The following is a 24548-nucleotide window of genomic DNA, read 5'->3' on the forward strand; positions in this document are numbered from 1 at the left end:
TTTGTATTCACAGGAAGTGACAGAATTTACCTACCACGCCAAGCACCACCGTAATGCCGATGAGGCGTAACGGGCTCCAGCCACGGCGGACCAGCCAGAACATGGTCAGGGTGTAGACCAGCGGCAGAAACGCAGGCATCAGCTTGTCGATCACGTCGGTTTGCAGTTTCACCACCGCGTCCCCTGCGGTGATCTCAAGCGTGGTATTCAGGCGCACATAGGTGGCAACCAGCGCACCAATTACGGTCATCCCGACGATGGAAGCCGCGTGGCCGACCTTTTTGGTGTTGGCCTTAATCAGTGGAATGGCGGCAACGCCCATACGATAAGCATAGTGTGCCAGACCAAAACGCAGACCCAGGTGTACCACGTTGAACATCACAATAAACACGACTGCGCCAAGAATTGAGCCTTGCAGCGCAAGACTGGCGCCGATACCGCCGCAAATCGGCAGCAGCGTCAGCCAGAACATGGCATCACCAATCCCGCCGAGCGGCGCGCCCACCGCAATCTTGGTGCTCTGAATGCTGTTCACATCCTGCTTCGAGCGCTCCATCGCGAGAATAATGCCGATCACAAAGGTTACCAGGAACGGATGGGTGTTGAAGAACCCCATGTGGCCCTTCATGGCGCGCGCCAGATCGCGTTTGTTGCTGTGGATTTTTTTCAGCGCCGGAAGCAGGCCGTACAGCCAGCCTGAGGCCTGCATACGCTCGTAGTTGAACGATGCCTGCAGCAGCATCGAACGCCAGGCCACACGGTTGATATCCTTTTTTGTCAACTCCGCGCCGATAGTCTGATCTTCATAGATATTTTCGTTCACGCCGGACAGAAGCGTCTCGTCGGTTTCGGAGACGGTCGGCAGGGTGGTTTGATTAGATGCCATCTTCGAATTCCTCTTTCTGGGCGACCGGCGCGGCCGGTTCAGGTGATTTACGCAGAAAATCGATCAGCGCCATCGCCAGCGCTGCCGCAGCAATGGCCAGCACCGGCAGTTTGAGCCAGGCGGCGGCGACAAAACCGAGGATGAAATAGGGGATGTAGACGTTTTTCATCATGATTTTCAGCAGCACGGCAAAACCAATCGCAGGCATGATGCCACCTGCCACGCCGAGACCGTCAATCAGACGGGCAGGCAGAACATCAATGGCCGTTTTCGCGTGCTCTGCCCCGAAGTAAATCGGCAGGAATGCGCAAAGAAAATAGAAGATCCCCAGTGCCAGGAGTGCGAGATAGTTCACCCGCTCGATCCCGTTGGTGTCGGCGTTCGCCGCCATCCGGTCGCAGCGCGCCATCACGCCGGACATGACCGAGAACAGGAAAGTAATCCCCATCTGAACCGCAACAGCGAACGGCACCGCCACACCCACCGCGACTTCCGGTTTTACGCCCGTGGTGATGGCGAACGTCGTCCCGACAATAGTACCGATAATGACGTTCGGCGGCTGCGCGCCCGCCAGCGGTGCCAGCCCCATCCACACTAATTCCAGCGTCCCGCCGGTCAGAATACCCGTATGCAGATCGCCCAGAATCAGGCCCACCAGCGGCCCAAGCACCACCGGGCGGTGCATATGCGTTAAGCCGTTGAACATATCCAGGCCCGCGATAAAGGCGAGAATGCCCAACGCAAATGCCTGCAACAGACTGATTTCCATTGTGAATCCCTCAGAGTAGTTTAAAGAGATCCAAAGCGGGTTCTGTCGGGACGCCTTGCACGAAGCATTCCACCCCGGCGGCTTTAAGGCCGCTAAATGCCGCAATATCACCGGCGTCGACAGAGACCGTTTTGGCAATTTGTTGTTTGCCATTGGCGTAGTGCATGTTTCCTACATTGATACGTTTCACGGGAACACCGCCCTCAACGAGGGTCAGGAAATCGGCCGGTGACTTGCAGACCAGCAGGATTTTCTGCCGGTCGGCGGCGCGATGAATGTTGTCGATCACTTTTTGCAGGGACCAGAAACGCACCGCGATCCCCTCCGCCAGCACCATTTCCATCAGGTTTTGCTGGACCGAATCCTCAGCGACGTCATCATTAGCAACCAGCACCAGATTCGCGCCTGCGAACCCTACCCACTGAACGCCGACCTGGCCGTGGATTAAACGTTCATCGATGCGGCATAAGACAATGTTTGGCATGGCATTATCCTCTTCGTTGTTATGCGTTGTGGGACGACGCGCCCTGACAGGCTGCGTGATACTGGCGCAGTATGTCCTGAATGTGGTCGATAATGAGTTCCCGTGGCGTCACCTTGAGAGCCTCCTCGCGAACTTTTCGATATTGCAGCGGCAGGTACTGGCTCACGAGCGGAAGGGGAATCGGCTCATCCGCCAGATTGCGCACCAGCCGTTCGAAGGCGTCGTCGATCTGACTGTCCGGCCAGTAGTAGCGAACGCGATCCGAATAGCTGTAGCCGCGCGCCAGCCGACGAGCGTTGCCGTCGCCGTGGTAGTGGCTTTGCCAGTATTCCGGGCGGTCGAGCATCACGCTTTCAAGCACCTGACGCAGGCCCGAGCTGGCTTTGGCCGGCAGCAGCTCTTCTTCAATAGCGGCGAGTGAGAACAGCGCTTCGCGCAGGGCGAAGGTGAGAGCCGGGCCGACTTTCAAAATCGCGAAGTGATCCTTTACCAGCTGACGCAGCGCCTGTGGCGTCTGGTAGTCGGTGGAGTGCGCTTCAAAGACCAGTGAATCCCAGGATGTTGCCATTTCACTGAGCGCAACGGCGTTTTCCGGGCGATAGTCGATCACATGGGTATGGTCGAACTCAACGCCAGGCTGCACCACCAGCCCGATAATGCGTGGCCAGACTGCGCTCAGCCCCTGTTTTTCAAAGGCGTGTCGATGGGCTTCCAGCGTGGCACGAGCGGCCTGTGGTGTGGTCACTTCCAGTTCGGTTAGCGTCTCGTGAGCACCGCCGGGAACCGGCACTTCCGTGCCAATCACGTACACCAGGTCTGATTCACCAAAGCGCTCGCGGCAGGTCTGCTCGGCGATCTTCGCCAGCCGTGCGGCGCGCTCGGCGACGATGGCGTCCGTGAGCGGCACCGGATCGTCCTCGCATGACATGCTGCAATCGAGGTGGATCTTTGTGAACCCGGCGGCCACGTAGCTTTTGATCAGATCGTCGGCGTTGGCCATCGCTTCACTGGCGGTGAGGTTTTGCCAGCGATTAGGGCCGAGATGATCGCCGCCTAAAATCAGCTGCGACAGGGGGAAATTCAGCCCGCTGGCAAGCTGGCTGACAAAAGCGTGAAAATCGGCGGGTGTCATACCCGTGTAGCCGCCGAACTGATCCACCTGGTTGGAAGTGGCCTCAACCAGCAGGGCGGTGTGATGATCGCGAGCGAAGCGAATCGCGGCTTCAAGTACCAGTGGATGTGCGGAACAGACGGCGTAAATTCCGTTGTCTGCGCCTGCTTTGTGCAATTCCACCATTTCAATAAGATGTTTCACTTTCCTCTCCACGTTGGATGGTTTGAGTGCTAATCTTTCGTTTTATTTCACTTTATACTGCGTTATGGTCTTATAAAAATAAAACGAAAGATAATAGTTTTCCGATCTGTTTCACAAAAGAAACATAATGAAAGGTTTCAGCTCGGGGAGAATAGGTTGTCGGAAGCGGGATGGGGCTTGCATTCCCCTAAAAGAAAGGCGTTAATAGATAAAACGAAATGAAACGAAAGATTTTCTTAAAGGAGCTCGCATGAGCAGCACCGAATCCTCCACGGAGAAACGTGTGACCGGCACCAGCGAAAGGCGTGAACAAATTATCCAGAGGTTGCGGCAGCAGGGTAGCGTGCAGGTGAACGATCTTTCGCTGCTGTATGGCGTATCAACGGTGACGATCCGCAACGATCTCGCTTTCCTGGAAAAACAGGGTATCGCCGTTCGTGCCTACGGCGGCGCGCTGATCTGCGATGGCAACACGCCGGGGCTGGAGCCTTCCGTCGAAGATAAAAGCTCACTCAATACGGCGGTCAAACGCAGCATCGCCCAGGCGGCAGCCAATCTGATCAAACCAGGTCACCGCATCATTCTCGACTCCGGCACCACGACCTATGAAATTGCGCGCATGTTACGCCAACATACGGACGTGATCGCCATGACCAACGGCATGAACGTGGCGAATGCGCTGCTGGAAGCGGAAGGCGTCGAGCTGCTGATGACCGGCGGACATCTTCGTCGTCAGTCGCAGTCTTTCTACGGCGATCAGGCTGAGCAGTCGCTGCAAAACTACCATTTCGATCTGCTGTTCCTGGGGGTGGATGCTATCGATACGGACCGTGGCGTCAGTACACACAATGAAGATGAAGCCCGGCTGAACCGTAAGATGTGCGAAGTGGCGGAGCGGATAATCGTGGTGACCGATTCCAGCAAGTTCAATCGCTCAAGCCTGCATAAAATCATCGATACCCCGCGTATCGATATGATCATCACCGACGAAGGTATTCCGGCTGAGAGCTTACAGGAGCTTCAGCGTTCGGGGATTGAAGTGGTGCGGGTTAAAGAGTGAGCGCAAATCAGGCCGGGCGGCAGTTGCGCCTTTCCCGGCCTATGGAAACCTTGTGCCCGGTAAGCGTAACGCTACCGGGCACAGGCATCAGGTCACCGGAGCCGGGTTAAACACCGCCAGCTGGTTGTGTAATCCCCATTGGTCGGAGAAGGTTTTTTTACGGCCACTCGCGACATCCAGAATAAAGTGGAATAGCTTCCAGCCTACGTCCTCAATCGTCTCCTCACCCGTCGCAATGGTCCCGGCGTTGATGTCCATTAAGTCATACCAGCGGTTTGCAAGCTCGGTGCGGGTCGCCATTTTGATCACCGGAACCGCCATCAGTCCATACGGCGTGCCGCGCCCGGTAGTGAACACTTGCACCGTAATCCCCGATGCTACCTGCTGCGTGCCGCAGACAAAATCGCTGGCAGGCGTAGCGGCATAAATCAGGCCGCGTTTGGTCGGGCGCTGACCCGGAGAAAGCACTTCGGAGATGGCGCTCTGGCCGGATTTCGCAATCGAGCCAAGGGCTTTTTCGACGACGTTCGCCAGCCCGCCTTTTTTGTTACCCGGCGACGGGTTTGCGCTGCGGTCGGTCTGTCCCATATCGAGATAGTTGTCGTACCAGGCCATCTCTTCCAGCAGGCGCTTGCCCACCTCTTCGTTGATGGCGCGCGGGGTGAGAAGGTGGATCGCATCGCGCACTTCGGTCACTTCCGAGAACATGACCGTAGCGCCGCAGCGCACAAACAGGTCGGAAGCATAGCCGACCGCCGGGTTGGCGGTCACACCGGAGAAAGCATCGCTGCCGCCGCACTGGGTGCCCACCACCAGTTCGGACGCCGGGCAGGTTTCGCGCTGGCGTTTATTCAGTTTTTCCAGGTGACGCACAGCGACCTGGAGAATATCGTCGACCATGGATTTAAAGCCGACGTGGTGCTCATCCTGCAGACGCACAATGCTGGCGTCATCCACGGCAATCGCCTGGACATCATCGGTGCCTTGCAGCAGGCGCTCTGGCTGAAGTTTTTCGCAGCCCAGGCCAATCACCATTACCTCGCCGCCAAAATTGGGGTTGAGGGAGATATTATGGATGGTGCGAATGGGTACCACGGCGGCCGGGGCATTAATCGCCACGCCGCAGCCGTACAGGTGGTTCAGACCCACCACACCGTCGACGTTCGGGTATTTCGGCAGCAGATCGCGTTCGATGATTTTCACCACGTAATCCACCACGCCCGCCACGCAATGCACGCTGGTGGTAATGCCGAGCAGGTTTTTGGTACCAACGCTGCCATCTTTGTTGCGATAACCTTCGAAGGTGTACCCTTCCAGCGGCGGCAGCGGTTCCGGTACGCGCGTTGCCAGCGGCAGAGTATTCAGCGGGGGGGCTTTCGGCAGCTCAACGAGTGACTCCTCAATCCAGCTGCCCTGCGGAATCGCCCGCACGGCGTAGCCGATGATCTCCCCGTAACGGACGATTTCGCCGTGGGCAGGGATATCGACCAGCGCGACTTTATGGCCCTGGGGAATATGTTCGATGAGTTCAAGGCCATCGGGGAAGCGTGTTCCTGCTCTCAGGCCATTGTCGTTAACAATAATCGCCACGTTATCCGTGTCGTGTACCTTTATATAGAACGCCGTCGGCGACTTTTGTCGAATTTCGATGTCGGCCATTGCTCATTATTCTCCAGTAAAACTTTAGATATTAAATGCAGTTAAGAGAGTGTTTATTTTCTTATTGTCAGAAATAAAGACGCTGCCTTCTTGAATAAAGAATGTCAGGAGTCGAAAGATAAAAATGTGACCGAGATCACTCCGCGAAACCTGTATCCGCGCCAGCTGGCAGGCAATGCGTAAATCTGTGCATCAGCGCCCATGCGTTTGTGCATATGCTCAAAATAACGTTCTCGAATACGGTGATAATTGAGCGATGCGACAATGTGCAGGGGCGGACGGATGTTTATACTTAATCACGATTTCATTGCATCTGGTTAATTAACGGATATTGCCTGCTATCGATAAATAATCAGTAAAGACTTTTCCAAAATAATAAAAATACCAAGATCGATGTGCCTGAGGAAATAAACATGTCACTGGAAACAGCTGTAGAAACGAAAAAGGGTATTCATACCCGCCATTTAATATTACTGATTATATTTATTGTGACGGCAGTGAACTACGCTGACCGCGCCACGCTGTCGATTGCCGGGACAGAAGTGGCAAAAGAGCTGCAGCTCAGCGCCGTATCCATGGGGTACATCTTCTCCGCGTTTGGCTGGGCGTATCTGCTGATGCAAATCCCCGGCGGCTGGCTGCTGGACAAATTTGGCTCGAAAAAAGTCTACACCTATAGCCTGTTTTTCTGGTCGCTGTTTACCTTCCTGCAGGGCTTTGTCGATCTCTTCCCGCTGGCGTGGGCCGGTATCTCCATGTTCTGTATGCGCTTTATGCTCGGTTTCTCCGAAGCACCGTCGTTCCCGGCTAACGCCCGTATTGTGGCGGCCTGGTTCCCGACCAAAGAGCGCGGCACCGCCTCGGCGATTTTTAACTCCGCGCAGTATTTCTCGCTGGCTCTTTTCTCTCCGCTGCTCGGCTGGCTGACCTTCGCGTGGGGCTGGGAACATGTCTTCACCGTGATGGGTGTCATTGGTTTCATCCTGACGGCGATGTGGGTGAAGTTCATTCATAACCCAACCGATCACCCGCGTATGTCTGCCGAGGAGCTGAAGTTTATCTCTGACGGTGGCGCGGTGGTCGATATGGATCATAAAAAGCCGGGCGATAAAGCGGCGAGTGGTCCAAAGCTGCATTACATCAAACAGTTATTGACCAACCGCATGATGCTGGGCGTATTTTTTGGTCAATACTTTATCAACACCATTACCTGGTTCTTCCTCACCTGGTTCCCGATTTATCTGGTGCAGGAAAAAGGAATGTCGATTCTGAAAGTCGGCATCGTGGCCTCCATCCCGGCGCTGTGTGGTTTTGCAGGTGGCGTGCTGGGCGGTGTGTTCTCGGATCATCTGATTAAAACCGGCAAGTCGATCACCCTGGCGCGTAAGCTGCCGATTGTGCTCGGTATGCTGCTGGCGTCCTCCATTATCCTGTGCAACTACACCAATAACACGGTGCTGGTCGTCGCGCTGATGGCGCTGGCATTCTTCGGAAAAGGCTTTGGTGCGCTGGGCTGGCCGGTGATTTCCGATACTGCGCCAAAAGAGATTGTGGGCCTGTGTGGTGGCGTGTTCAACGTCTTCGGTAACGTGGCGTCGATTGTCACCCCGCTGGTGATTGGTTATCTGGTGAGTGAACTGCATTCATTCAATGCGGCGCTGGTCTTCGTTGGCTGCTCTGCGCTGATGGCGATGTTCTGCTACCTGTTCGTAGTGGGTGACATCAAACGTATGGAATTGCAGAAATAAGCGCCTCAACATCACGAATCATTGAAGGTAAAAGCGATGAGTAACGATATTTTCCCGAACAAGTTTAAAGCGGCCCTGGCGGCGAAAGAGATTCAGATTGGCTGCTGGTCTGCGCTGGCAAGCCCAATCAGCACCGAGGTTTTAGGTCTGGCAGGTTTTGACTGGCTGGTGCTCGACGGTGAACATGCGCCGAACGATATCAGCACCTTTATTCCTCAGCTGATGGCGCTGAAGGGCAGCCACAGCGCGCCGGTGGTGCGTGTACCGACCAACGAACCGGTGATTATTAAGCGCCTGCTGGATATCGGCTTCTATAACTTCCTGATCCCGTTTGTGGAAAATGTGGAAGAGGCGGTACAGGCCGTGGCGTCGACCCGCTATCCGCCGGAAGGCATTCGCGGTGTGTCCGTTTCCCATCGCGCCAACATGTTTGGCACCGTGCCGGACTACTTTGCGCAGTCCAACCAGAACATCACCATCCTGGTTCAGATTGAGAGCCAGCATGGCGTGGACAATGTGGATGCCATCGCTGCCACCGATGGCGTGGACGGCATCTTTGTCGGCCCAAGCGATCTGGCTGCGGCGTTGGGCCACCTCGGCAACGCCAACCACCCGGACGTGCAGCGCGCCATTCAGCACATTTTCGCTCGAGCGAAAGCACACAACAAACCGTGCGGCATTCTGGCGCCGGTCGAGGCCGATGCCCGCCGTTATCTGGAGTGGGGCGCCACCTTTGTGGCCGTCGGCAGCGACCTCGGCGTCTTCCGCTCTGCAACGCAGAAATTAGCTGATTCCTTTAAAAAATAACCACCATCGACACGTGAGAGAGAGAACGTTATGACAATGAAAGTTGGTTTTATTGGCCTGGGTATCATGGGTAAACCAATGAGTAAAAACCTCATCAAAGCAGGTTACTCGTTGGTGGTTTCTGACCGTAATCCAGAAGTCATTGCGGAGCTGATTGCCGCCGGTGCCGAAACGGCCCTTACGGCAAAAGCAATTGCCGAGCAGTGTGATGTGGTCATCACCATGCTGCCGAACTCACCCCATGTGCAAGAAGTGGCGCTGGGTGAAAACGGCCTGATTGAAGGCGCGAAGCCGGGCCTGGTACTGATCGACATGAGCTCTATCGCCCCGCTGGCAAGCCGCGAAATCAGCGAAGCGCTGAAAGCGAAAGGCGTGGATATGCTGGACGCGCCAGTAAGCGGCGGCGAGCCAAAAGCCATCGACGGCACCCTGTCGGTGATGGTGGGCGGCGATAAAGCGATTTTCGACAAATATTACGATCTGATGAAAGCGATGGCCGGTTCCGTTGTACATACGGGTGAAATCGGTGCAGGTAACGTCACCAAGCTGGCGAACCAGGTGATCGTTGCGCTGAATATTGCCGCGATGTCTGAAGCGCTGACGCTGGCGACCAAAGCGGGCGTGAACCCGGATCTGGTGTATCAGGCCATTCGCGGCGGTCTGGCGGGCAGCACCGTGCTGGATGCTAAAGCGCCGATGGTGATGGATCGCAACTTCAAGCCGGGCTTCCGCATTGATCTGCACATTAAAGATCTGGCTAACGCGCTGGACACCTCCCATGGCGTCGGCGCACAGCTGCCGCTGACCGCAGCGGTAATGGAGATGATGCAGGCCCTGCGCGCCGATGGTCTGGGAACGGCGGACCATAGCGCCATTGCCTGCTACTACGAAAAACTGGCGAAAGTGGAAGTCACTCGCTAATGACGTTCTGCCCGGATAGCGCACAGCGATCCGGGCCTACCCTGTAGGCCGGATAAGTGAAACGCCATCCGGCGTTGTGCAGTAACAGGCTACAACTATGAAAATCGTAATCGCCCCTGACTCTTATAAAGAAAGCCTTTCTGCCTCCGAGGTAGCTCAGGCGATAGAAAAAGGTTTTCGGGAAATTTTTCCTGATGCTCAGTATGTGTCTGTGCCGGTCGCTGATGGCGGAGAAGGCACGGTCGAAGCGATGATTGCCGCCACCCAGGGCACTGAGCAACACGCCATTGTCACGGGTCCACTGGGCGAAAAAGTGAACGCCTGCTGGGGTATGTCCGGCGATGGCGCAACGGCGATTATCGAAATGGCCGCAGCCAGCGGCCTGGCGCTGGTGCCACTGGCGCAGCGCAACCCGCTGATTACCACTTCTCGCGGCACGGGCGAACTGATTCTGAATGCGCTGGATAAAGGCGCGCGCAACATTATTATCGGCATTGGCGGCAGCGCGACCAACGACGGAGGTGCCGGTATGGTGCAGGCTCTGGGCGCGAAGCTGTGTGATGCCAACGGCACGGAGATCGGCTACGGCGGCGGCAGCCTGATGGCGCTGAACAGTATCGATATTTCCGGTCTGGATCCGCGCTTAAAGGGCTGCACGATTCGCGTGGCCTGTGACGTCACCAATCCGCTGATCGGTGAGAATGGCGCATCACGCATATTTGGTCCGCAAAAAGGGGCCGATGAGGCGAAAATCGTCGAACTCGATCGCAATCTCAGCCATTTTGCTGACGTGATTAAGAAATCCCTGTCGATTGACGTTAAAAACGTCCCTGGCTCCGGCGCGGCAGGGGGGATGGGCGCGGCGCTGATGGCGTTTCTCGGCGCGGAGTTGCGCAGTGGGATTGAGATTGTCACCCAGGCGCTGAACCTCGAAGAACATATCCACGACTGCACCCTGGTGCTCACCGGCGAAGGGCGGCTCGACAGCCAGAGCATTCACGGCAAAGTGCCGGTTGGCGTGGCGAACGTCGCCAAAAAATACCATAAACCAGTAATCGGCATTGCAGGCTGTTTGACCAGCGACGTCGGTGTGGTACATCAGTACGGTATCGATGCGGTGTTCAGCGTGCTGAACAGCATTGGCTCGCTGGAAGAGGCCTTCCGTGGGGCGTTTGACAACATTTATCGCTCGTCACGCAACATCGCAGCGACTTTGCAGGTGGGGATGCGTACGCAAGGGTGACAGCGGCGCCTAAACCCTCTATACTTCGCGCCGAAGCTGACCAGACAGTCGCCGCTTCGTCGTCGTCCCCTTTCGGGGGAGACGGGCGGAGGGGAGGAAAGTCCGGGCTCCATAGGGCAGGGTGCCAGGTAACGCCTGGGGGGGAAACCCACGACCAGTGCAACAGAGAGCAAACCGCCGATGGCCCGCGCAAGCGGGATCAGGTAAGGGTGAAAGGGTGCGGTAAGAGCGCACCGCGCGGCTGGCAACAGTCCGTGGCACGGTAAACTCCACCCGGAGCAAGGCCAAATAGGGGTTCACAAGGTACGGCCCGTACTGAACCCGGGTAGGCTGCTTGAGCCAGTGAGCGATTGCTGGCCTAGATGAATGACTGTCCACGACAGAACCCGGCTTATCGGTCAGCTTCAACTATTAAGAAAACCCCGCTTCGGCGGGGTTTTTGCTTTTTGCTCCTCACCACCGCCTTCGTGAAACCGAACGATTTCCCATTTTTGCGACAATAAGCACATTTCACTGCTTTTGAGTGGAATGATGTTTTTTTACCGAGATTAGAGATCGCATTCACAAAATTACGCGCTAAAAAATCGCCATTTCGCAGTGTTGACTTGATGTTACTGCTGTTGCTGAAATGTGTCTTCTTTATGGCGTATAAATTAATGAAATCTTTCCTTTCAATACATTTGCCCTGTGAATGTGTGATGCCCTCGACGCTTTTTCCCCTGCGGGCAAATATTTATTAACTTATTTGATAATATACAAAAATGTTTAAAGCAAATAACGTCTATTTATTCGCCTTTAATTGCCTGAAATATCACCTTTATTCCCTCTGGTTTATTGCCATAAATAGATCGTGGTTATCGCCATAAAATTAATTTATCTCCCTGAGATTTATTGATCAATATCAGACGTTTTATTGATAAGGTAAATGATAACATTATGATTTATATGCGTTAATTGGTGTTTTGGTGAGGGTGTAACTGGTATGAAAAAGTAATCTGTGAGTAACAGCACATACCCTCGTCATCAATAATGGGTAGAATCCTGCCACGGATAAGGAAATAAGAGCAGAATATGATGAGCACTATTATTCTACCGAAAACACAACATTTAGTTGTATTTCAGGAAGTCATTAAAAGTGGATCTATTGGTTCTGCCGCCCGTCAACTTGGCCTGACTCAACCGGCCGTCAGCAAAATCATTAACGATATCGAATCCTACTTTGGTGTCGAACTGATTGTGCGCAAGAACACCGGCGTGAAGCTGACCAGCGCAGGGCAAACGTTGCTCGCGTACTCCGAGTCCATCACCCGCGAAATGAAGAATATGGTCAGTGAGATGAACAACCTGAGCTTCAGCACCGTCATCGACGTCTCGTTCGGCTATCCATCGCTGATCGGTTTTACGTTCCTCTCCAGCATGATCAAAAAATTCAAAGAAGTGTTCCCGAAAGCGCGAGTCTCGATGTTTGAAGCACAGCTCTCCTCGTTCCTGCCTGCCATCCGCGATGGGCGACTGGATTTTGCCATCGGCACCCTGAGCGATGAAATGCTGTTGCAGGATCTGCACGTTGAGCCGCTGTTTGAGTCGGAATTTGTGCTGGTGGCCAGTAAAACGCGAACGTGCACCGGAACGACGACACTGGCATCGCTCACCAACGAGCAGTGGGTGATGCCGCAAACCGATATGGGCTACTACAAAGAATTATTAACCACTCTTCAGAACAACCACATCAGCATCGAAAACATCGTCCAGACCGATTCCGTCGTCACCATCTATAACCTGGTTCTCAACGCCGATTATCTCACCGTGATCCCGAGAGACATGATTACGCCATTCGGTTCCGACCAGTTTGTCGTACTGCCCGTGGAAGATGAATTACCCATTGCACGTTATGCCGCCGTCTGGTCAAAAAATTATCGTATTAAAAAATCCGCTTCGGTATTAGTGGAGTTGGCGAAGCAATATTCCGCGCAAAACAGTGAAAGGCGAAAACAGCTCACCATAACTGAACAATGAATTGAGACGTACCATTTTAAAACACCCGGTGAGGGAATTCCCTCGCTGACACCCAGACTTTGCTTACAGAATATGAATTATTATAAAGAGGATTATATGCACATTACTTACGATCTTCCGGTAACGATTGAAGAAATACAAGATGCCCGCAAACGACTGGCTGGTAAAATTTATAAAACCGGCATGCCGCGTTCTAATTATCTGAGCGAGCGCTGCAAAGGCGAAATTTTCCTGAAGTTTGAAAATATGCAGCGCACCGGTTCGTTTAAAATTCGCGGTGCTTTTAACAAATTAAGTTCCTTAACCGAAGCTGAACGCCGCAAAGGCGTGGTGGCGTGTTCCGCCGGTAACCATGCTCAGGGTGTGTCGCTCTCCTGCGCCATGCTCGGTATTGACGGCAAAGTTGTCATGCCGATGGGCGCGCCAAAATCTAAAGTGGCCGCCACGCGTGATTACTCCGCTGAAGTGGTACTGCACGGTGAGAACTTTAACGACACCATCGCCAAAGTCAGCGAAATCGTCGAGCAGGAAGGGCGCATCTTTATTCCGCCGTATGACGACGTAAAAGTGATTGCCGGACAAGGCACCATTGGTCTTGAAATTCTCGAAGACTTATATGATGTCGATAACGTGATTGTCCCTATCGGCGGCGGCGGATTAATCGCCGGGATCGCCACGGCCATTAAATCCATCAACCCGACCATTAATATTATCGGCGTGCAGTCTGAAAATGTGCACGGTATGGCGGCGTCTTACTACGCCGGGGAAATTATGAATCACCGTACCACCGGCACATTAGCCGACGGCTGCGATGTTTCTCGTCCAGGTAATTTAACCTTCGAAATTGTTCGTGAATTAGTCGACGACATCGTGTTGGTGAGCGAAGACGATATTCGTAACAGCATGGTCGCACTGATCCAACGAAATAAAGTGGTGACAGAAGGCGCTGGCGCGCTGGCAACGGCTGCATTATTAAGCGGAAAACTGGATCGTTATATTCAGGGGCGCAAAACGGTTAGTATTATTTCCGGCGGCAATATCGACCTTTCCCGCGTTTCCCAAATTACCGGCCTCGTTGATGCATAAATAAGGATAAATTATGAGCAACTCTGAAACTATCATTGCCAGTCAGACAAAAACGTCTTCCTGGCGAAAATCAGATACCACCTGGACACTGGGGCTGTTCGGTACGGCAATCGGCGCGGGCGTGCTGTTCTTCCCGATTCGCGCGGGCTTTGGCGGGCTGATACCGATTCTGCTGATGCTGCTGCTGGCCTACCCAATTGCCTTCTATTGCCACCGCGCGCTGGCGCGTCTGTGCCTGTCCGGCAGCAATCCGTCCGGCAACATTACCGAGACGGTGGAAGAGCATTTTGGTAAGACTGGCGGGGTGGTGATCACCTTCCTCTACTTCTTTGCGATTTGCCCGCTGCTGTGGATTTACGGCGTCACCATTACAAACACCTTTATGACCTTCTGGGAAAACCAGCTCCAGCTTCCCGCACTGAACCGTGGCTTTGTGGCCCTGTTCCTGCTGCTGCTGATGGCATTCGTTATCTGGTTTGGTAAAGACCTGATGGTGAAAGTGATGAGCTTCCTGGTCTTCCCGTTCATCGCCAGCCTGGTGCTGATCTCCCTGTCCCTGATCCCTTACTGGAACTCGGCGGTTATTGACCAGGTTAACCTGAGCGACATCTCCTTCACCGGGCACGATGGCATTCTGGTCACCGTCTGGCTGGGGATTTCCATCATGGTCTTCTCCTTCAACTTCTCGCCAATTGTCTCCTCATTCGTAGTGTCGAAACGTGAAGAGTACGAAGGCGAATTCGGTAAAGAGTTCACCGAGCAGAAATGTTCCAAAATCATCGGTCGCGCCAGCATGCTGATGGTGGCGGTGGTGATGTTCTTCGCCTTTAGCTGCCTGTTCACGCTCTCTCCGCAGAACATGGCGGAAGCCAAAGCGCAGAACATTCCGGTGCTTTCTTACCTGGCCAACCACTTTGCTTCGCTCTCCGGGACCAAATCGACCTTCGCCACCGTGCTGGAGTACGGCGCGTCGATCATCGCTCTGGTTGCCATTTTCAAATCCTTCTTCGGCCACTACCTGGGCACGCTGGAAGGGCTGAACGGACTGGTCCTGAAGTTTGGTTACAAAGGCGATAAGAAGAAAGTTTCCGTCGGCAAACTGAACACCATCAGCATGATCTTCATCATGGGCTCCACCTGGGTTGTGGCGTATGCCAACCCGAACATTCTGGACCTGATTGAAGCGATGGGTGCGCCGATTATCGCCTCTCTGCTGTGCCTGCTGCCGATGTATGCCATCCGCAAAACGCCAGCGCTGGCGAAATACAAAGGCAGAACCGAGAACATCTTTGTGACGGCGATTGGCCTGCTGACCATTCTGAATATCGTATACAAACTTTTCTGATTCAAAGCTCAGGATGAGCGGAGTGAAGACATGAATGAATTTCCGGTTGTATTGGTCATTAACTGTGGATCGTCATCTGTGAAGTTTTCGGTGCTGGACGCAGCGAGCTGTGACGCGCTGATGACCGGCATTGCAGATGGCGTGAACACTGAAAGTGCCTTTATATCCGTGAACGGGAGCGAGCCAGTCACCCTGGCTCGCAAGGACTACGAAGGAGCGCTGGCTGCCATCGCCCTGGAGCTGGAAAAGCGCGATTTGATGAGCAGCGTGGCCTTAATTGGCCACCGTATCGCTCACGGTGGCAGCCTGTTCAGCGAGTCCACCCTGATCACCGATAAGGTCATCGATCAGATTCGTCAGGTTTCGCCTCTGGCCCCGCTGCACAACTACGCCAATCTCAGCGGCGTGGAAGCGGCTCAACAGCTGTTCCCCGGCGTGCAGCAGGTCGCGGTATTTGATACCAGCTTCCACCAGACGCTCGCGCCCCAGGCCTATCTTTACGGCCTGCCATACCGCTTCTTCGAAGAGCTGGGCGTGCGCCGCTACGGGTTCCACGGCACATCGCATCGCTATGTTTCGCAACAGGCGTATTCGCTGCTGAATATTGCCGAAGCCGATAGCGGGCTAGTGATTGCACACCTGGGCAACGGGGCGTCCATTTGCGCGGTCCGCAACGGGCACAGCGTAGACACTTCCATGGGCATGACGCCGCTGGAAGGGCTGGTGATGGGGACGCGCTGCGGCGACGTCGATTTTGGCGCGATGGCATGGATTGCACAGCAAACCGGGCAAACGCTGGAGGATCTTGAGCGCGTGGTGAATAAAGAGTCAGGATTGCTGGGGCTTTCCGGCCTCTCGTCTGATTTACGCACGCTGGAAAAAGCCTGGCACGAGGGTCACGAGCGCGCCCGCCTCGCGATTGAGACTTTTGTTCATCGCATCGCTCGCCATATCGCCGGTCACGCCGCCTCCCTGCACCGTCTGGACGGCGTGGTCTTTACGGGAGGAATTGGTGAAAACTCCAGACTGATACGCCAGCTGGTGGCCGATCGCCTGAAGGTTTTCGGTATCGAGCTGGATGAGCAGAAAAATGCCCTGCCTGGTAGCGAGGGTGAACGCATCATCTCCGCTGACACCTCCCGCGTGCCGTGCGCCGTGATCCCAACCAACGAAGAAAAAATGATCGCACTGGATGCCCTCCGTCTTGGAAAGGTCCGTCTGGCTGCGGAAATCGCCTGACACAGAGAGAAACTCATGAAGGTAAATATCGATATTCGTGTCGCTCCCTACAGCGACGCGTGGGCCGGCTTTTGCGGAAATGACTGGCAGGAAAGCATTAATGTGCGGGATTTCATCCAGCAAAACTACACCCCGTACGAGGGCGATGAGCACTTTTTAGCGCCTGCCACGCCAGCCACCACGGCGCTGTGGCAGAAGGTAATGGAGGGGATTCGTCAGGAGAACGCTACTCACGCCCCCGTTGATTTCGACACCAACGTCGCGACCACCATTACCGCTCACGGGCCGGGCTATATTGAGAAAGAGCTGGAAACGATCGTCGGCCTGCAAACGGATCGTCCGCTGAAACGCGCCCTGCATCCGTATGGCGGGATCAACATGATCCGCAGCTCGTTTGATGCCTACGGACGCGAGATGGACCCGCAGTTCGAGTATCTGTTCACCCATCTGCGTAAAACCCATAACCAGGGCGTGTTTGACGTCTACTCGCCGGAGATGATGCGTTGCCGTAAATCCGGCGTGCTTACCGGTCTGCCGGATGGATACGGGCGCGGACGCATTATTGGCGACTATCGCCGCGTGGCGCTGTACGGCATCAGCTATCTGGTGCGCGAACGTGAACTGCAGTTTGCCGATCTGCAGCCGAAAATGGAGCGCGGTGAAGAGCTGGAGGCGACCATTCGCCTGCGCGAGGAGTTGTCTGAGCACCGCCGCGCGCTGCTGCAAATCCAGGAGATGGCGGCGAAATACGGGTGTGATATCTCACGTCCAGCCATGAACGCTCAGGAAGCGGTGCAGTGGCTCTACTTTGCCTATCTGGCGGCGGTGAAATCGCAGAACGGCGGGGCGATGTCCTTGGGCCGCACTGCGACCTTCCTTGATATCTATATCGAACGTGACATGAAGGCCGGGCGCCTGAATGAGCAACAGGCTCAGGAGCTGATCGACCATTTCATCATGAAGATCCGCATGGTGCGCTTCCTGCGTACCCCGGAATTCGACACCCTCTTCTCGGGCGATCCGATCTGGGCCACGGAGGTGATCGGCGGGATGGGGCTGGATGGGCGTACGCTGGTCAGTAAATCCTCGTTCCGCTATCTGCACACGCTGAACACCATGGGGCCTGCTCCGGAGCCAAACCTGACAATTCTGTGGTCAGAACAGCTGCCGATTGCCTTCAAAAAATATGCCGCGCAGATGTCGATCGCCACCTCCTCGTTGCAGTACGAGAACGACGATCTGATGCGCGCCGATTTCGACAGCGATGACTACGCCATTGCCTGTTGCGTCAGCCCGATGGTGATTGGCAAGCAGATGCAGTTCTTCGGTGCGCGCGCCAACCTCGCCAAAACGCTGCTGTACGCAATCAACGGCGGGGTGGATGAGAAGCTGAAAATCCAGGTCGGACCTAAAACCGAGCCGCTGCTGGATGACGTGCTGGATTACGACACCGTGATGGCGAGCCTTGACCACTTTATGGACTGGCTGGCGGTGCAGTACATCAGCGCCCTGAACCTTATTCACTTTATGCACGACAAATACAGCTATGAAGCTTCGCTGATGGCCCTGCACGACCGCGACGTGCATCGTACGATGGCCTGCGGGATTGCGGGCCTGTCGGTGGCAGCGGATTCCCTGGCGGCGATCAAGTACGCCACGGTGAAACCGGTGCGCGACCATACGGGCCTGGCCGTCGACTTCGTGATTGAAGGGGAGTATCCGCAGTACGGTAATAACGACGATCGTGTGGACAGCATCGCCTGCGATTTGGTTGAGCGCTTTATGAAGAAAATTCAGGCGCTGCCAACCTATCGTAACGCCGTGCCGACTCAGTCGATTCTGACCATTACCTCAAACGTGGTGTATGGCCAGAAAACGGGTAACACCCCGGACGGACGTCGCGGCGGCACACCGTTTGCGCCGGGCGCGAACCCGATGCACGGACGCGATCGCAAAGGGGCGGTAGCGTCGTTAACGTCTGTTGCGAAATTGCCGTTCACCTACGCCAAGGACGGGATCTCTTACACCTTCTCGATTGTGCCGCAGGCGCTGGGCAAAGACGAAGGGGTACGTAAAACCAACCTTGTCGGCCTGCTGGACGGGTATTTCCACCACGAGGCGGCCATCGAAGGCGGGCAGCATCTGAACGTCAACGTTATGAACCGGGAAATGCTGATGGATGCCATTGAACATCCGGAGAATTATCCGAACCTGACGATCCGCGTTTCAGGCTATGCGGTGCGCTTTAATGCTCTGACGCGCGAGCAGCAGCAGGACGTTATTTCACGAACCTTTACCCAGGCCATTTAAGCCAACACCCGTGAACACGCCCCTTCGCTGAAGGGGGCTTTTTTTTGCCCGCTGCACATACAAATTTGTTTATATAATTGATCACACATCTTCATCCGGTCTTGAAAAACAATGCACCTGCTTTTCCCTCTCCCAATTTAAGGACAGTAAGATGATGAAAATGACCCGTATCGCTCTGCTCGCGCTTTCACTGGCGGGTGGTAGTTTTGCAGCGCAGGCGGCAAACGTTGAAGCCGCACCGTCCCCGTCACAAGATCCCCTTGTTCAGCATCTGAAGCTCAGCAACGATCAGGTGAAGAAAATTGAAGATCTGCATCAGAAACTGGAAGACAACGTCAGCAAAATCCCGATGACCGGCGTAAAAGATGGCGCGCTGGTGGATATGTTCCAGGCCGGAAAATGGGATGAAAGCGTGGTGAAAAACCAGCTCGCGGCCTTCAGCAAGGTGGAAGAGCAGGCGCGTTATTACCGCGTGAAATACTACTTCGACGTCAGCCAGGTGCTTACACCGGAACAGCGTAAGCAGATCAAAACGGATATGGCGAACGCGCTGAGCGAATAATTCGATGCCCGCGTTAATCGCGGGCGTTTATGAGATGTTTGCTGATGATTTATTCTTTTGGACTGATTAAAAGAGGGCGCTAATTTACCATTCACCGTAGGGATAGGTTTTGTCTTTAATGAATTCAGGCGTTTCTCCAAAATAGAGATAACCATTGGGGTGCTGAGTGACCCCTTTACAGCCGTCTAGTTTAACACCCGACAGGGTAGAGATCTTTGTTGGTTCTATGGGCAAGTTATCGCCGCCGGCGGTATTTTGCAGCCAGACTCTAACTTTACCTTCTGGGGCAAGACCAAAAAGAATCGTGCTGTACCACGCTTTTTCTCCAAACATGTCTATTCCCGTTGAGATGTACATTTTTTTTCTCATAGACTCAGGGAATGTAATCCGCGTTTCATACGTTTTTTTATCGATGACTGAATCCCAGCAAAACAACATCGTCACGGGCGGATGGCGGGCTTTATTAAACTGCGCAAAACGCATATAACGCTTATCCCACTGCCCTACGCTGGAATAATCATCCTCCACGCTATCAAGTGTTTTGAATGAATAGATAACCTTTTTGTCATCAATGAAACCAACGTAAGTGACATCAGCAGGCAACGCTTTTGGTGTAAAAAAAGCGAAGCCCAACATGCCAAACGGCATTTCGCCAGTGTCTTCTGGCGTTGAGGGGCACCAGAATGGCAGCCTGTTGTCGTCAGCATCAGCGCAAGGGAGAATAGTTTTCCATATCTCATCGTTTATTGCCGTCCATGTTGTAGGTTGTGCGCTGCCAGTTATCATCTGGGCGGTTTACAAAACTGAGCCGCAGCTTTTCATTCTCATTAATGGCAGTAGTCAGGAGTGGTGAGCTTTTGTCGGTGGGTTTGGTGAAGCGCAGGCCCTGATGATGCACGCCGCCAGGGGTGCTGACGCTGCTGGAGGAGAGCTGATAAACCAGAATTTCGTTTTCATGGCGATACTGAAAGCGATTACCAATAGACTTTTCTGTTCCACAGCCTGCGGATATTTCCCCCTGACGCTCACCCGTCAGCGTTAAATAGATTATGTTGCTCAATCAATGATGTCCTTATCATTATTTAACAAAATGTATTGCGACAATTAATTATACGGATGAGGAGTGTAGCCTTTTTAATTCACTCAATAATGTCGTCAAAGTCATGGAATCAAAAGTAAATATTATGACGCGTGAAATTTCCCGCAGGGAAATGTCGAGGTAATAAGAGGGAGATTAGTGGGGCGTTATCATCTTGCGAAGTCTCTTGAGCTAAAAGGCTTATCAAGAGACAACGCAAAAATAATAACCAATATCACACCGGCAAATCAATCAACAGCGCGCGCAGGGTAGTGTCGGCGACCAGCGTGATGTTCGTTTCATCGCGGATAAACGCGCCATCGCCGCAGGTAAGTGCTTCTTTCTCTTCCGTATGCGTCAGGGCATGCACCGTGCCGTGGATGGATTGCAGGTAGGCACGCGGCCCGTGGAGCTGGAAGCTCGCCTGTTCACCTTTTTTCAGCTCGATATGGTGCAGCCACACCTGCTGGCGCAGTTGCAGACTGCCCTGGCTGCCATCCGGGGACGCAATCAGCTGCTGCTTGTCGCCGCTCAGGTTGAGCTTTTGCACCAGTGGATTTTCCCGCTCCGGGCAGGCGTCCAGCCACAGCTGCATCCGCGTCAGCGTCTTGTCTTTGCTGAGATTATGTTCGCTATAGCTAATGCCTGGCTGCGTTGATATCAGCAACGCTTCGCCCGCCTTCGCCTGGACATGGTTGCCCTCGCTATCGCGATATTCTGCTTCACCTTCCAGTATCAGATTCAGGATATCCACTTTCGGGTACGTGCGTGGCTGGAAGGAAGCGCCCGGTGCGAGAACTTCCTGATTCAGCACGCGCAGTGAGGCGTAACCGAGCAGTTTTGGGTCAAAGTAGTGTCCAAAGGAAAAGGTGTAGCGGGCCTGCAGCCAACCAAAATCGGCTTGTCCGCACTGTTTTGCTGTTCTTGTCGTAATCATAAAACTGACCTCTCTTTACACTAAAACAATGGTAAAGGTATGGACGCTTCATTGTTAGCCAGATATTCTGCCCGGTATGTTCAAATTTCCTGAATGAGAACGAGATGGCAAAAGAGAGAGCATTGACGCTTGAGGCGCTACGCGTCATGGACGCGATAGACCGGCGTGGCAGCTTTGCCGCTGCGGCAGACGAGCTGGGGCGGGTTCCGTCGGCCCTGAGTTACACCATGCAAAAGCTGGAAGAAGAGCTGGATGTGGTGCTTTTCGACCGTTCCGGTCACCGAACAAAATTCACGAATGTCGGGCGTATGCTGCTGGAGCGCGGACGCGTTCTGCTGGAAGCGGCCGACAAACTGACCACCGACGCCGAAGCGCTGGCACGCGGCTGGGAAACGCACCTGACGCTGGTCACCGAGGCGCTGGTGCCGACATCGGCCCTGTTCCCGCTGGTCGAGCGCCTGGCCGCCAAAGCCAATACGCAGCTCTCTGTCATTACCGAAGTGCTGGCGGGCGCGTGGGAGCGGCTGGAGACGGGCAGGGCGGACATTGTGATCGCCCCCGATATGCACTTTCGCTCCTCGTCTGAAATCAACTCCCGCAAGCTCTACAGCGTGATGAACGTGTATGTGGCTGCACCGGATCACCCGATTCATCAGGAGCCGGAGCCACTTTCCGAAGTGACGCGCGTGAAATATCGCGGCGTGGCGGTGGCGGATACCGCACGTGAGCGCCCTGTGCTCACGGTGCAGCTGTTGGATAAACAGCCGCGTCTGACGGTGACCTCTCTGGAAGACAAGCGCCAGGCGCTGTTAGCGGGCCTCGGGGTGGCGACAATGCCTTATCCGTTTGTGGAAAAAGATATCGCCGAAGGGCGCCTGCGCGTGGTCAGCCCGGAATACACCAACGAGGTGGATATCATCATGGCATGGCGCCGTGACAGCATGGGCGAGGCCAAGTCCTGGTGCTTACGCGAAATCCCAAAACTGTTCGCGCATAATAAGTAGTGTAATGTGCAGGCCCGGATCGCGATGCGTCACCGGGCAATGCTCACGGCTGTAATTTTGGATCTGGCCCAAAGCGGTTTTCGCCCGGCGTACCGGCCTGGCAGTTAAAGGCCAGAATGATCAGCCAGCCCACGATCGGGATCAAAATCAGCAGCAGCCACCACGCCGAACGATCCGTGTCGTGGAGCCTGCGGAACAGTACCGCCAGCGACGGCAAAAAGACCAGGAGTGCGTAGATTGTGGTGAGAATGCCTTCGCCACCTGCACGGTCCCACCCCAGAATTTTATCAACGATACCCAGCACCAGGGTGAGAATGAAGTTCACCAGAACGAACATCCAGTACTCTTTGCGACGAGCGCGACCACTAAACCCAACGTAATTTCTCAGTACTTTTAGATACCAGTCCATTTGTATGCCTCGATAATCAGACAATCTCTTGTTTTTTAAGCGATCGAGGTAAGGATAGTCGCAGATAGTGAAATAAAAAAGGGCATCCATGGATGCCCTTAAAATTTAGCGAAAACGTGTATCGCGACCGTGCGGTTCGTCCAGATCCTGCCACGGCCCGATGGAGATAATCCCCGTCGGGTTAATCGTTTTGTGGCTGCGATAGTAGTGGGTGCGGATGTGGTTAAAATCGACGGTTTCCGCGATGCCCTCCATCTGGTAAATGTCTCGCAGGAAACCATACAGATTCAGGTAGTCGCTGATGCGGTGTTTGTCGCATTTAAAGTGGGTGACGTACACCGGATCAAAACGCACCAGCGTGGTCCACAGGCGAATGTCGGCTTCTGTCAGGCGGTCGCCCGTCAGATAGCGGTGCTGACCGAGAATTTGTTCCAGACGCGCCAGGGATTCAAACACCTTGCTGACCGCTTCGTCGTAGGCCTCCTGGCTGGTCGCGAAACCGGCCTTATAGACGCCGTTATTGACGTTATCGTAGATCCAGCTGTTCAGTTCATCGATCTTATCGTGCAGTTCTGGCGGATAATAATCACCCGCTCGCGCACCGTGCGCATCAAACGCCGTATTGAACATGCGAATGATCTCGGCGGATTCATTGCTGACGATAGTCTGGTTTTTCTTATCCCACAGAACAGGGACGGTGACGCGTCCGGTGTAGTGCGGGTCTGCGCGTAGATAGAGCTGGTAGAGGAAATCGTGGTGGTAAAGGTCGTCGCCGGTGGCCGCCGGGAAATTACTGTCGAAGGTCCAGCCGTTTTCCAGCATCAGTGGATTCACCACGGAAACCGGAATTAACGCGTCCAGTCCTTTGAGTTTGCGCACGATAAGCGTTCTGTGCGCCCACGGACAGGCGAGGGAAACATACAGATGATAGCGATCTTTCTCCGCCGCAAAGCCGCCTTCACCGCTAGGGCCGGGGGCGCCATCGGCGGTGAGCCAGTTACGGAAGGCCGAAACAGAGCGCTTGAAGCGTCCTCCAGTGGATTTGGTGTCATACCAGATATCCTGCCAGACGCCGTCGACTAATTGTCCCATTGATTCCTCCGTCGTTATTCCGTCTTCAAATAGCAAAAGCGAGGAGATATCTCCTCGCTTTTTTATTCAGTATAGCGTGCTTACCACTTCTTATTCAGAACACGGTCGATGCTGAATGCGCCAGGACCGGTGATAGCCAGCAGCAGGAAACCGCCTGCGATGGTCAGGTTTTTCATGAACATCAGGGAGTTCATGCCTTCCGCAAAGTTGCTGTGGAAGATGAACGCGGTCAGCAGGGTGAAGCCTGCGGTGAACAGCGCCGTGGTACGCGTCAGGAAACCGAACAGAACCGCCAGACCGCCGCCAAACTCAAGCAGAATGGTCAGTGGCAGCAGGAACCCTGGGACGCCCATGGCTTCCATGTACTGTTGCGTACCCGCATAACCGGTGATTTTGCCCCAGCCCGCGGTGATAAACAGAATTGGCATCAGAATGCGTGCAACCAGTAAACCAACATCTTCTAATTTTTTCATTTTACTCTCCAGAAAACCACTTACGCGGCTGACGATTTTTTGTGTGCAAATCCGGGTAGATACCGCGTGTTTGCTGTCGATGGAGAGGATAATAAACGTGACGAA

Annotated in this window: 22 protein-coding genes, 1 other RNA gene and 1 pseudogene; 13 read left to right on the forward strand and 11 right to left on the reverse strand. The window is 54.3% G+C overall.

Annotation, left to right across the window (positions count from 1 at the left end; all coding sequences use genetic code 11):
- Window positions 1–7: 7 nt before the first annotated feature.
- Genes agaE through kbaZ form a run of 4 tightly spaced genes read right to left on the reverse strand, consistent with a single transcriptional unit; the run spans window position 8 to window position 3454 of the window.
- The gene (gene agaE / locus DAI21_RS07540) at window positions 8–886 is read right to left on the reverse strand and encodes a PTS N-acetylgalactosamine transporter subunit IID (RefSeq protein ID WP_100778781.1); all 879 of its coding nucleotides are present in this window, start codon (window positions 884–886) and stop codon (window positions 8–10) included.
- On the reverse strand, window positions 876–1655 hold the full coding sequence (agaW, locus tag DAI21_RS07545) for a PTS N-acetylgalactosamine transporter subunit IIC (RefSeq protein ID WP_100778782.1): 780 nt from the start codon (window positions 1653–1655) through the stop codon (window positions 876–878). The genes agaE and agaW overlap by 11 nt, the downstream gene beginning before the upstream one ends.
- 10 nt (window positions 1656–1665) lie before the next feature.
- A complete protein-coding gene (agaV, locus tag DAI21_RS07550) occupies window positions 1666–2139 on the reverse strand; it encodes a PTS N-acetylgalactosamine transporter subunit IIB (RefSeq protein WP_107702780.1) in 474 nt (157 codons plus the stop codon).
- 19 nt (window positions 2140–2158) lie between these two features.
- A complete protein-coding gene (kbaZ, locus tag DAI21_RS07555; RefSeq protein ID WP_107702781.1) occupies window positions 2159–3454 on the reverse strand; it encodes a tagatose-bisphosphate aldolase subunit KbaZ in 1296 nt (431 codons plus the stop codon).
- A 250-nt stretch (window positions 3455–3704) separates the two neighbouring features.
- On the opposite strand from kbaZ, the gene DAI21_RS07565 reads away from it, so the two are divergent.
- Window positions 3705–4514, forward strand: coding sequence for a DeoR family transcriptional regulator (locus DAI21_RS07565; protein WP_100778785.1), 810 nt, complete (start codon window positions 3705–3707; stop codon window positions 4512–4514).
- Window positions 4515–4601: 87 nt separating this feature from the next.
- Here DAI21_RS07565 and garD read toward each other — a convergent pair whose 3' ends face one another.
- Entirely contained in the window at window positions 4602–6173 is a 1572-nt protein-coding gene (gene garD / locus DAI21_RS07570; protein ID WP_102105464.1) for a galactarate dehydratase, read from the reverse strand.
- A 413-nt stretch (window positions 6174–6586) separates the two neighbouring features.
- Between garD and DAI21_RS07575 the strand changes: the two genes are divergently transcribed.
- From DAI21_RS07575 to DAI21_RS07625, 11 genes are all read left to right on the forward strand, one after another.
- On the forward strand, window positions 6587–7921 hold the full coding sequence (locus DAI21_RS07575) for an MFS transporter (protein WP_100778793.1): 1335 nt from the start codon (window positions 6587–6589) through the stop codon (window positions 7919–7921).
- Window positions 7922–7957: 36 nt separating this feature from the next.
- A complete protein-coding gene (gene garL / locus DAI21_RS07580; protein WP_107702782.1) occupies window positions 7958–8728 on the forward strand; it encodes a 2-dehydro-3-deoxyglucarate aldolase in 771 nt (256 codons plus the stop codon).
- Between the two features lie 30 nt (window positions 8729–8758).
- A complete protein-coding gene (gene garR / locus DAI21_RS07585; protein ID WP_100778795.1) occupies window positions 8759–9649 on the forward strand; it encodes a 2-hydroxy-3-oxopropionate reductase in 891 nt (296 codons plus the stop codon).
- A gap of 97 nt (window positions 9650–9746) precedes the next feature.
- A complete protein-coding gene (garK, locus tag DAI21_RS07590) occupies window positions 9747–10892 on the forward strand; it encodes a glycerate 2-kinase (RefSeq protein ID WP_100778796.1) in 1146 nt (381 codons plus the stop codon).
- A gap of 32 nt (window positions 10893–10924) precedes the next feature.
- An RNA gene (gene rnpB / locus DAI21_RS07595) (RNase P RNA component class A) lies at window positions 10925–11302 on the forward strand.
- A 664-nt stretch (window positions 11303–11966) separates the two neighbouring features.
- A complete protein-coding gene (tdcA, locus tag DAI21_RS07600; RefSeq protein WP_100780813.1) occupies window positions 11967–12908 on the forward strand; it encodes a transcriptional regulator TdcA in 942 nt (313 codons plus the stop codon).
- Between the two features lie 96 nt (window positions 12909–13004).
- A complete protein-coding gene (tdcB, locus tag DAI21_RS07605) occupies window positions 13005–13994 on the forward strand; it encodes a bifunctional threonine ammonia-lyase/L-serine ammonia-lyase TdcB (RefSeq protein WP_107704226.1) in 990 nt (329 codons plus the stop codon).
- Between the two features lie 13 nt (window positions 13995–14007).
- Complete coding sequence (gene tdcC, locus DAI21_RS07610; RefSeq protein ID WP_100778797.1) at window positions 14008–15339, forward strand: threonine/serine transporter TdcC; 1332 nt, start codon at window positions 14008–14010, stop codon at window positions 15337–15339.
- A gap of 30 nt (window positions 15340–15369) precedes the next feature.
- Entirely contained in the window at window positions 15370–16578 is a 1209-nt protein-coding gene (gene tdcD, locus DAI21_RS07615; RefSeq protein ID WP_107702783.1) for a propionate kinase, read from the forward strand.
- A 15-nt stretch (window positions 16579–16593) separates the two neighbouring features.
- Entirely contained in the window at window positions 16594–18888 is a 2295-nt protein-coding gene (pflB, locus tag DAI21_RS07620; RefSeq protein ID WP_107702784.1) for a formate C-acetyltransferase, read from the forward strand.
- 151 nt (window positions 18889–19039) lie between these two features.
- Window positions 19040–19450, forward strand: coding sequence for a Spy/CpxP family protein refolding chaperone (locus DAI21_RS07625; RefSeq protein ID WP_100778800.1), 411 nt, complete (start codon window positions 19040–19042; stop codon window positions 19448–19450).
- 84 nt (window positions 19451–19534) lie between these two features.
- Here DAI21_RS07625 and DAI21_RS07630 read toward each other — a convergent pair.
- The 3 genes and pseudogenes from DAI21_RS07630 to DAI21_RS07640 form a co-directional block, all read right to left on the reverse strand.
- Window positions 19535–20190, reverse strand: a pseudogene (locus DAI21_RS07630) (DUF2931 family protein).
- Window positions 20187–20510 carry a type VI secretion system tube protein TssD gene (tssD, locus tag DAI21_RS07635; RefSeq protein ID WP_107702786.1) on the reverse strand — a complete coding sequence of 108 codons (324 nt, stop codon included), beginning with the start codon at window positions 20508–20510 and terminating at the stop codon, window positions 20187–20189. Before tssD ends, DAI21_RS07630 begins: the two are co-directional and overlap by 4 nt.
- A gap of 253 nt (window positions 20511–20763) precedes the next feature.
- Window positions 20764–21465: a pirin family protein gene (locus tag DAI21_RS07640; protein WP_107702787.1), complete on the reverse strand. Its 702-nt coding sequence runs from the start codon at window positions 21463–21465 to the stop codon at window positions 20764–20766.
- 104 nt (window positions 21466–21569) lie between these two features.
- On the opposite strand from DAI21_RS07640, the gene DAI21_RS07650 reads away from it, so the two are divergent.
- Window positions 21570–22469: a LysR family transcriptional regulator gene (locus DAI21_RS07650; protein WP_100778803.1), complete on the forward strand. Its 900-nt coding sequence runs from the start codon at window positions 21570–21572 to the stop codon at window positions 22467–22469.
- A 43-nt stretch (window positions 22470–22512) separates the two neighbouring features.
- Here the strand turns inward: DAI21_RS07650 and DAI21_RS07655 are convergent, their stop codons facing one another.
- The 3 genes from DAI21_RS07655 to DAI21_RS07665 all read right to left on the reverse strand — a co-directional run bounded on the left by DAI21_RS07655 (window position 22513) and on the right by DAI21_RS07665 (window position 24443).
- Window positions 22513–22878, reverse strand: coding sequence for a DUF805 domain-containing protein (locus tag DAI21_RS07655; RefSeq protein WP_100778804.1), 366 nt, complete (start codon window positions 22876–22878; stop codon window positions 22513–22515).
- Window positions 22879–22983: 105 nt separating this feature from the next.
- Window positions 22984–23970 (reverse strand): glutathione S-transferase family protein, encoded by a 987-nt coding sequence (locus DAI21_RS07660; protein ID WP_107702788.1) that lies wholly within the window; start codon window positions 23968–23970, stop codon window positions 22984–22986.
- 80 nt (window positions 23971–24050) lie between these two features.
- Window positions 24051–24443 (reverse strand): DoxX family protein, encoded by a 393-nt coding sequence (locus DAI21_RS07665; protein WP_184957379.1) that lies wholly within the window; start codon window positions 24441–24443, stop codon window positions 24051–24053.
- Window positions 24444–24548: the final 105 nt, after the last annotated feature.

The sequence above is a fragment of the Lelliottia sp. WB101 genome, from assembly GCF_003051885.1.
Classification (GTDB): domain Bacteria; phylum Pseudomonadota; class Gammaproteobacteria; order Enterobacterales; family Enterobacteriaceae; genus Enterobacter; species Enterobacter nimipressuralis.